This window comes from Peptoniphilus harei, from assembly GCF_900454685.1.
GTDB classification, from domain to species: domain Bacteria; phylum Bacillota; class Clostridia; order Tissierellales; family Peptoniphilaceae; genus Peptoniphilus_A; species Peptoniphilus_A harei.
This window is the reverse complement of the sequence record NZ_UATM01000022.1, coordinates 1-8,836: the sequence shown is the minus strand read 5'-3', so window position 1 is coordinate 8,836 and position 8,836 is coordinate 1. Positions and strand designations below refer to the sequence as shown.

At 34.8% G+C, this 8,836-nt stretch carries 3 protein-coding genes and 5 pseudogenes; 4 read left to right on the top strand and 4 right to left on the bottom strand.

What is annotated here, in order from left to right; all coding sequences use genetic code 11:
- The first annotated feature begins 273 nt into the window (after positions 1 to 273).
- The 4 genes and pseudogenes from DRZ96_RS12060 (at position 274) to DRZ96_RS01010 (ending at position 4,317) form a co-directional block, all read left to right on the top strand.
- Positions 274 to 1,092, top strand: a pseudogene (locus DRZ96_RS12060) (acyl-CoA dehydratase activase).
- A gap of 20 nt (positions 1,093 to 1,112) precedes the next feature.
- Positions 1,113 to 2,435, top strand: a pseudogene (locus DRZ96_RS01020) (2-hydroxyacyl-CoA dehydratase subunit D).
- 12 nt (positions 2,436 to 2,447) lie between these two features.
- Positions 2,448 to 3,596, top strand: a pseudogene (locus DRZ96_RS12055) (2-hydroxyacyl-CoA dehydratase subunit D).
- A 484-nt stretch (positions 3,597 to 4,080) separates the two neighbouring features.
- Complete coding sequence (locus tag DRZ96_RS01010; protein ID WP_146740963.1) at positions 4,081 to 4,317, top strand: hypothetical protein; 237 nt, start codon at positions 4,081 to 4,083, stop codon at positions 4,315 to 4,317.
- Positions 4,318 to 4,493: 176 nt separating this feature from the next.
- Here DRZ96_RS01010 and DRZ96_RS01005 read toward each other — a convergent pair whose 3' ends face one another.
- The 4 genes and pseudogenes from DRZ96_RS01005 to DRZ96_RS12050 all read right to left on the bottom strand — a co-directional run bounded on the left by DRZ96_RS01005 (position 4,494) and on the right by DRZ96_RS12050 (position 8,576).
- Positions 4,494 to 4,742 carry a hypothetical protein gene (locus DRZ96_RS01005; protein ID WP_112889269.1) on the bottom strand — a complete coding sequence of 83 codons (249 nt, stop codon included), beginning with the start codon at positions 4,740 to 4,742 and terminating at the stop codon, positions 4,494 to 4,496.
- A 517-nt stretch (positions 4,743 to 5,259) separates the two neighbouring features.
- Entirely contained in the window at positions 5,260 to 6,408 is a 1,149-nt protein-coding gene (locus DRZ96_RS01000) for a 2-hydroxyacyl-CoA dehydratase subunit D (RefSeq protein WP_112889268.1), read from the bottom strand.
- 12 nt (positions 6,409 to 6,420) lie between these two features.
- Positions 6,421 to 7,730, bottom strand: a pseudogene (locus tag DRZ96_RS00995) (2-hydroxyacyl-CoA dehydratase subunit D).
- A gap of 31 nt (positions 7,731 to 7,761) precedes the next feature.
- Positions 7,762 to 8,576: pseudogene (locus tag DRZ96_RS12050) on the bottom strand (acyl-CoA dehydratase activase).
- Positions 8,577 to 8,836 lie beyond the last annotated feature (260 nt).

The window sequence follows — 8,836 nt, the reverse complement described above, 5'->3', positions numbered from 1 at the left end:
AGAGATTACGACAGACTAAATAATATTAAATAATATAAAAATATGACAATTTTATTGGATAATCTCAAAAGGATTATCCAATATTTTTGTACATGACAATTTACCTTACTATAAGTAAAGAATAGTATTCTAAAGATATAAATAGTAAAGTCTCAAGTCCATAGAAGCCCAGAAAACTCAACTTCTTGGCCCTGTGCCTTTTTTGACAAAGATACATAAGTATAGTAGAATTAAGAAGAGTAAGATATTAGTTTTAATTAAAGAGGAGATTGTATGGCAGAAGCTATTTATACAATGGGAGTCGATATTGGTTCGACTGCTTCAAAGAGTATTATTTTAAAAGATGGTAAAGAAATTATTTCAAGCTCTTGTATAGATGTAGGAGCTGGAACAAGTGGACCGTCAAGAACAATAAAAGAAACTCTTGAGAGTGCTAACTTGACAAGAGAGGACATATCTTATGTTATGGCTACTGGATACGGCAGAACTTCATTAGAAGAGGCTGATTTTCAAATGTCTGAACTTTCCTGTCACGCTAAGGGAGCGTACTTCTTATTCCCAAATGTGCGTACAATCATTGATATCGGTGGACAAGATGCCAAGGCTCTAAAAAATTGGAGACAATGGTATGCTTGAAAACTTTGTTATGAATGATAAGTGTGCAGCTGGAACTGGAAGATTCTTAGATGTTATCGCAAAGGTTCTTGAAGTGGATGTTTCCAAACTAGAAGAATTAGACGAACTGTCTACTAAAGACGTTAGTATTTCTTCTACTTGCACAGTTTTCGCTGAATCAGAAGTTATTTCACAACTTGCAAGTGGAACGAAGATTGAAGATATAGTTAAGGGGATTCACAATCAATAGCAGCAAGAGTTGGTTCTATTGCAAAGAGGGTTGGTTTAAATGATGACATAGTATTTACAGGTGGTGTTGCTTTAAATAAGGGCATGCAAAGAGCTCTTGAAGAAAACACAGGACATAAGATCCACACTTCACCATTATGTCAACTAAATGGTGCTCTTGGAGCAGCACTATTTGGATATCAAAAGTGTAAATTGGAAAAATTAAAAGAAGAAAAGGCTAATGCATAATTTATTTTAGGAGGTAAACTATGGCTGAAAAAATTCAAAAAATACCTGGTAAAAAACCAAGACCAATCGAAGGAAACATTCCTGCAGCTCAAGCACTAAGAAATGTAGTAGATAGAGTTTACGGAGCAGCATGGGATGCTAAAAAAGAGGAGAACTAGTTGGATGGTCATCATCTAAATTCCCTATTGAGCTTGCAAAGGCATTCGGACTACACGCTGTATATCCAGAAAACCACGCAGCTACAACTGCAGCTAAAAAAGACGGTTTAAGACTTTGTCAAACAGCTGAAGATATGGGATATGACAACGACATTTGTGGTTACGCAAGAATTTCACTTGCTTACGCAGCTGGAGAACCAACTGACTCAGAAAAATGCCACAAACCAGACTTCGTACTTTGCTGTAAACAACATCTGTAACATGATGACTAAATGGTATGAAAACATTGCAAGAATGCACGACATTCCAATGATCATGATTGACATTCCATTCCAAAACACAGTTGATGTACCTGAAGAAAAAGTTGATTACTTAATGGGCCAATTCGAATATGCTATTCACCAACTTGAAAAACTTACTGGTAAGAAGTTTGATGAAAAGAAATTCGAAGAAGCTTGTCAAATTGCAAACAGAACTGCTGCTGCATGGTTAAAGGCTTGTTCATACATGGCTTACGAACCATCTCCACTTTCTGGATTTGACCTATTTAACCACATGGCAGACATTGTTGCTGCAAGATGTGAAATTGACGCAGCAGAAGGTTTTGAACTTCTAGCTGAAGAATATGAACAATCAGTTAAGGAAGGAACTTCTACTTGGGAATACCCAGAAGAACACAGAATCCTATTTGAAGGTATACCTTGCTGGCCAGGACTAAGAAACCTATTTGAACCATTAAAACAAAATGGAGTTAACGTAACTGCAGTAGTATATGCACCTGCTTTCGGTTTCCAATACACAACTGTTAGAGAAATGGCTGCAGCTTACTGTAAGGCACCTTGTTCAGTATGTATCGAAGACGGTGTTGAATGGAGAGAAACAATGGCTAAAGAAAACGGAGTTTCTGGAGCACTTGTTAACTACAATAGATCTTGTAAACCATGGTCAGGAGCAATGCCTGAAATCGAAAGAAGATGGAGAGAAGACCTTGACATTCCAGTAGTTCACTTTGACGGTGACCAAGCTGACGAAAGAAACTTCTCTCAAGAACAATACAAGACAAGAGTTCAAGGTTTAGTTGAAATCATGAACGAAAGAAAGGCAGATAGAATCGCTAAGGGCGAAGACATCTACACTAACTTCGAAAACACTAAAGAAACTGATTGGTCTAAGACTACAATTTAATAGGGGTGCAAAATGACTGATATAAAAGAATTATTAAAAGAATTTAAAAATATAGCAGAAAATGGAAGAGAACAAATCGACAAGTACCTTGATCAAGGTAAAAAAGTAGTTGGTGTATTCCCTTACTACGCACCTGAAGAAATTATCTATGCAGGTGGACTTGTTCCATTTGGAGTTTGGGGAGGACAAGGCCCAATTGATAAGGCAAAAGAATACTTCCCAACATTCTACTACTCACTAGCACTTAGATGTCTAGAAATGGGTCTTGACGGATCACTTGACGGACTTAGCGCATCAATGATTACAACTCTTGATGATACACTAAGACCATTCTCTCAAAACTACAAAGTTTCTGTTTGGTAGAGAAATCCCTATGGTATTCTTAAACCACGCACAACACAGAAAAGAAGAATTTGGTAAGACATACAATGCTAAAATCTTCAAACAAGCTGCTGAAAGACTTGAAGAAATCTGTGACGTTAAGATAACTGACGAAAACCTTAAGAAGGCTTTCGAGGTTTACAACGAAAACAGAGCTCTTAAGAGAGAATTTGTTAAACTTTGTGGAGACTATTCACAAACTATTAAAGCATCTGACAGAAGTCACGTTCTTAAGGCATCACACCACATGCTAAAAGACGAGCACAACAAGATGTTAAAAGAACTTATTGAAGCTCTTAAGGCTATGCCAAAAGAAGAATGTAAGGGACCAAGAGTAGTAACTTCTGGTGTTATCACTGATAACCCTGCACTTCTAGAAGTTCTTGATAACTTTAACGTTTGTGTAGTTGCAGACGACGTTGCAGCTGAATCAAGAGGATTCAAGGTTGACGTTGATACTTCAATCGAAGATCCATACATGGCACTTGCTGACCAATTCGCAAGAATGGACGAAGATCCAATTCTTTACGACCCAGACATTTGGAAGAGACCAAAATATGTTGTTGACCTAGCAGTTGATAACGACGCTGATGGTTGTCTGTTATTCATGATGACATTCAACGATACAGAAGAAATGGAATATCCATCACTAAAACAAGCTACGAAAAAGCTGGTATTCCACTAATCAAACTTGGTTATGACCAACAAATGACTGACTTTGGTCAAGCTAAGACTCAACTTGAAACATTTAACGAAATGGTTCAACTTAATAGAATGTAATAAAATAATATAAATTTTTAAGACGCTGAGTGATCGGCGTCTTTTTTTATTTAATTTTGAAATTAACTTACTAAAGCTTTTATAAATTAGGGTAAATTACGAGATTACAGAAAATTATAAGATTGTAAATAATTGCGAGATTGCAAAAAATTATGACTTGATAATAATTATAAGATTGTAAATAATTACGAGATTGCAGATAATTATTAGCTTATAAATAAGTATGAGGATATAAATAATTGATAAGAAGCAAGAATTTATTAGAGAAGAATTATTTTTATTTATTATTTTAAAATTACCTATTACTAAACTTTAAAGAATAAAAAATTTATAAATTACTAATGTATGTTACTTGACAGATTAAGACAAAAACAAATTGAAATAAATAGACATAATTGTAAAAGATGGCCTATGTGATAAAATTAAAATTACTAGAAGAATTAGCCTATAGTATTAAAAGTTTTAGGATATAAATTTATAAAATTTGATAAAAAATATAAAGAAAGAAGTAACTATGGAAATTTTAATTTTAAGAGAAGAAGATATTTTAGAAGCAGTTGACATTAAAGATATAATTGAAGCAGACAAGGAAGCTCTAAAAAACTACAGTAATGGTGGATCAGATATACCACTAAGAACTGTAATTGACGTAGATAAAGACTCATCAAGTACTGCAATTTTTATGCCGGATTTATCAAGGACAAGAATGCTCTTGGAATGAAAATAATCGACATCTATCCAGAAAATATTGACAAGGGTCTAGTTAGCGCTCCATCCACAATGATTTAATTGACAAGGAAAATGGATTGTTAAGCAATCTGATGGACGATCCTTACAGATTAAGAACGCCAACAATCCATTTTCCTTGTCAATTAAAATCATTGGATGGAGCGCTAACTAGACCCTTGTCAATATTTTCTGGATAGATGTCGATATTTTCATTCCAAGAGCATTCTTGTCCTTGATAAATCCCGGCATAAAAATTGCAGTACTTGATGAGTCTTTATCTACGTCAATTACAGTTCTTAGTGGTATATCTGATCCACCATTACTGTAGTTTTTTAGAGCTTCCTTGTCTGCTTCAATTATATCTTTAATGTCAACTGCTTCTAAAATATCTTCTTCTCTTAAAATTAAAATTTCCATAGTTACCTTCTTTCTTTATATTTTTTATCAAATTTTATAAAATTTATATCCTAAAACTTTTAATACTATAGGCTAATTCTTCTAGTAATTTTAATTTTATCACATAGGCCATCTTTTACAATTATGTCTATTTATTTCAATTTGTTTTTGTCTTAATCTGTCAAGTAACATACATTAGTAATTTATAAATTTTTTATTCTTTAAAGTTTAGTAATAGGTAATTTAAAATAATAAATAAAAATAAATTCTTCTCTAATAAATTCTTGCTTCTTATCAATTATTTATATCCTCATACTTATTTATAAGCTAATAATTATCTGCAATCTCGTAATTATTTACAATCTTATAATTATTATCAAAGTCATAATTTTTTGCAATCTCGCAATTATTTACAATCTTATAATTTTCTGTAATCTCGTAATTTACCCTAATTTTATAAAAGCTTTAGTAAGTTAATTTCAAAATTAAATAAAAAAGACGCCGATCACTCAGCGTCTTAAAAATTTATATTATTTTATTACATTCTATTAAGTTGAACCATTTCGTTAAATGTTTCAAGTTGAGTCTTAGCTTGACCAAAGTCAGTCATTTGTTGGTCATAACCAAGTTTGATTAGTGGAATACCAGCTTTTTCGTAAGCTTGTTTTAGTGATGGATATTCCATTTCTTCTGTATCGTTGAATGTCATCATGAATAACAGACAACCATCAGCGTCGTTATCAACTGCTAGGTCAACAACATATTTTGGTCTCTTCCAAATGTCTGGGTCGTAAAGAATTGGATCTTCGTCCATTCTTGCGAATTGGTCAGCAAGTGCCATGTATGGATCTTCGATTGAAGTATCAACGTCAACCTTGAATCCTCTTGATTCAGCTGCAACGTCGTCTGCAACTACACAAACGTTAAAGTTATCAAGAACTTCTAGAAGTGCAGGGTTATCAGTGATAACACCAGAAGTTACTACTCTTGGTCCCTTACATTCTTCTTTTGGCATAGCCTTAAGAGCTTCAATAAGTTCTTTTAACATCTTGTTGTGCTCGTCTTTTAGCATGTGGTGTGATGCCTTAAGAACGTGACTTCTGTCAGATGCTTTAATAGTTTGTGAATAGTCTCCACAAAGTTTAACAAATTCTCTCTTAAGAGCTCTGTTTTCGTTGTAAACCTCGAAAGCCTTCTTAAGGTTTTCGTCAGTTATCTTAACGTCACAGATTTCTTCAAGTCTTTCAGCAGCTTGTTTGAAGATTTTAGCATTGTATGTCTTACCAAATTCTTCTTTTCTGTGTTGTGCGTGGTTTAAGAATACCATAGGGATTTCTCTACCAACAGAAACTTTGTAGTTTTGAGAGAATGGTCTTAGTGTATCATCAAGAGTTGTAATCATTGATGCGCTAAGTCCGTCAAGTGATCCGTCAAGACCCATTTCTAGACATCTAAGTGCTAGTGAGTAGTAGAATGTTGGGAAGTATTCTTTTGCCTTATCAATTGGGCCTTGTCCTCCCCAAACTCCAAATGGAACAAGTCCACCTGCATAGATAATTTCTTCAGGTGCGTAGTAAGGGAATACACCAACTACTTTTTTACCTTGATCAAGGTACTTGTCGATTTGTTCTCTTCCATTTTCTGCTATATTTTTAAATTCTTTTAATAATTCTTTTATATCAGTCATTTTGCACCCCTATTAAATTGTAGTCTTAGACCAATCAGTTTCTTTAGTGTTTTCGAAGTTAGTGTAGATGTCTTCGCCCTTAGCGATTCTATCTGCCTTTCTTTCGTTCATGATTTCAACTAAACCTTGAACTCTTGTCTTGTATTGTTCTTGAGAGAAGTTTCTTTCGTCAGCTTGGTCACCGTCAAAGTGAACTACTGGAATTCAAGGTCTTCTCTCCATCTTCTTTCGATTTCAGGCATTGCTCCTGACCATGGTTTACAAGATCTATTGTAGTTAACAAGTGCTCCAGAAACTCCGTTTTCTTTAGCCATTGTTTTCTCTCCATTCAACACCGTCTTCGATACATACTGAACAAGGTGCCTTACAGTAAGCTGCAGCCATTTCTCTAACAGTTGTGTATTGGAAACCGAAAGCAGGTGCATATACTACTGCAGTTACGTTAACTCCATTTTGTTTTAATGGTTCAAATAGGTTTCTTAGTCCTGGCCAGCAAGGTATACCTTCAAATAGGATTCTGTGTTCTTCTGGGTATTCCCAAGTAGAAGTTCCTTCCTTAACTGATTGTTCATATTCTTCAGCTAGAAGTTCAAAACCTTCTGCTGCGTCAATTTCACATCTTGCAGCAACAATGTCTGCCATGTGGTTAAATAGGTCAAATCCAGAAAGTGGAGATGGTTCGTAAGCCATGTATGAACAAGCCTTTAACCATGCAGCAGCAGTTCTGTTTGCAATTTGACAAGCTTCTTCGAATTTCTTTTCATCAAACTTCTTACCAGTAAGTTTTTCAAGTTGGTGAATAGCATATTCGAATTGGCCCATTAAGTAATCAACTTTTCTTCAGGTACATCAACTGTGTTTTGGAATGGAATGTCAATCATGATCATTGGAATGTCGTGCATTCTTGCAATGTTTTCATACCATTTAGTCATCATGTTACAGATGTTGTTACAGCAAAGTACGAAGTCTGGTTTGTGGCATTTTTCTTGAGTCAGTTGGTTCTCCAGCTGCGTAAGCAAGTGAAATTCTTGCGTAACCACAAATGTCGTTGTCATATCCCATATCTTCAGCTGTTTGACAAAGTCTTAAACCGTCTTTTTTAGCTGCAGTTGTAGCTGCGTGGTTTTCTGGATATACAGCGTGTAGTCCGAATGCCTTTGCAAGCTCAATAGGGAATTTAGATGATGACCATCCAACTAGTTCTCCTCTTTTTTAGCATCCCATGCTGCTCCGTAAACTCTATCTACTACATTTCTTAGTGCTTGAGCTGCAGGAATGTTTCCTTCGATTGGTCTTGGTTTTTTACCAGGTATTTTTTGAATTTTTCAGCCATAGTTTACCTCCTAAAATAAATTATGCATTAGCCTTTTCTTCTTTTAATTTTTCCAATTTACACTTTTGATATCCAAATAGTGCTGCTCCAAGAGCACCATTTAGTTGACATAATGGTGAAGTGTGGATCTTATGTCCTGTGTTTTCTTCAAGAGCTCTTTGCATGCCCTTATTTAAAGCAACACCACCTGTAAATACTATGTCATCATTTAAACCAACCCTCTTTTGCAATAGAACCAACTCTTGCTGCTATTGATTGGTGAATCCCCTTAACTATATCTTCAATCTTCGTTCCACTTGCAAGTTGTGAAATAACTTCTGATTCAGCGAAAACTGTGCAAGTAGAAGAAATACTAACGTCTTAGTAGACAGTTCGTCTAATTCTTCTAGTTTGGAAACATCCACTTCAAGAACCTTTGCGATAACATCTAAGAATCTTCCAGTTCCAGCTGCACACTTATCATTCATAACAAAGTTTTCAAGCATACCATTGTCTCCATTTTTAGAGCCTTGGCATCTTGTCCACCGATATCAATGATTGTACGCACATTTGGGAATAAGAAGTACGCTCCCTTAGCGTGACAGGAAAGTTCAGACATTTGAAAATCAGCCTCTTCTAATGAAGTTCTGCCGTATCCAGTAGCCATAACATAAGATATGTCCTCTTGTCAAGTTAGCACTCTCAAGAGTTTTTTTATTGTTCTTGACGGTCCACTTGTTCCAGCTCCTACATCTATACAAGAGCTTGAAATAATTTCTTTACCATCTTTTAAAATAATACTCTTTGAAGCAGTCGAACCAATATCGACTCCCATTGTATAAATAGCTTCTGCCATACAATCTCCTCTTTAATTAAAACTAATATCTTACTCTTCTTAATTCTACTATACTTATGTATCTTTGTCAAAAAGGCACAGGGCCAAGAAGTTGAGTTTTCTGGGCTTCTATGGACTTGAGACTTTACTATTTATATCTTTAGAATACTATTCTTTACTTATAGTAAGGTAAATTGTCATGTACAAAAATATTGGATAATCCTTTGAGATTATCCAATAAATTGTCATATTTTTATATTATTTAATATTATTTAGTCTGT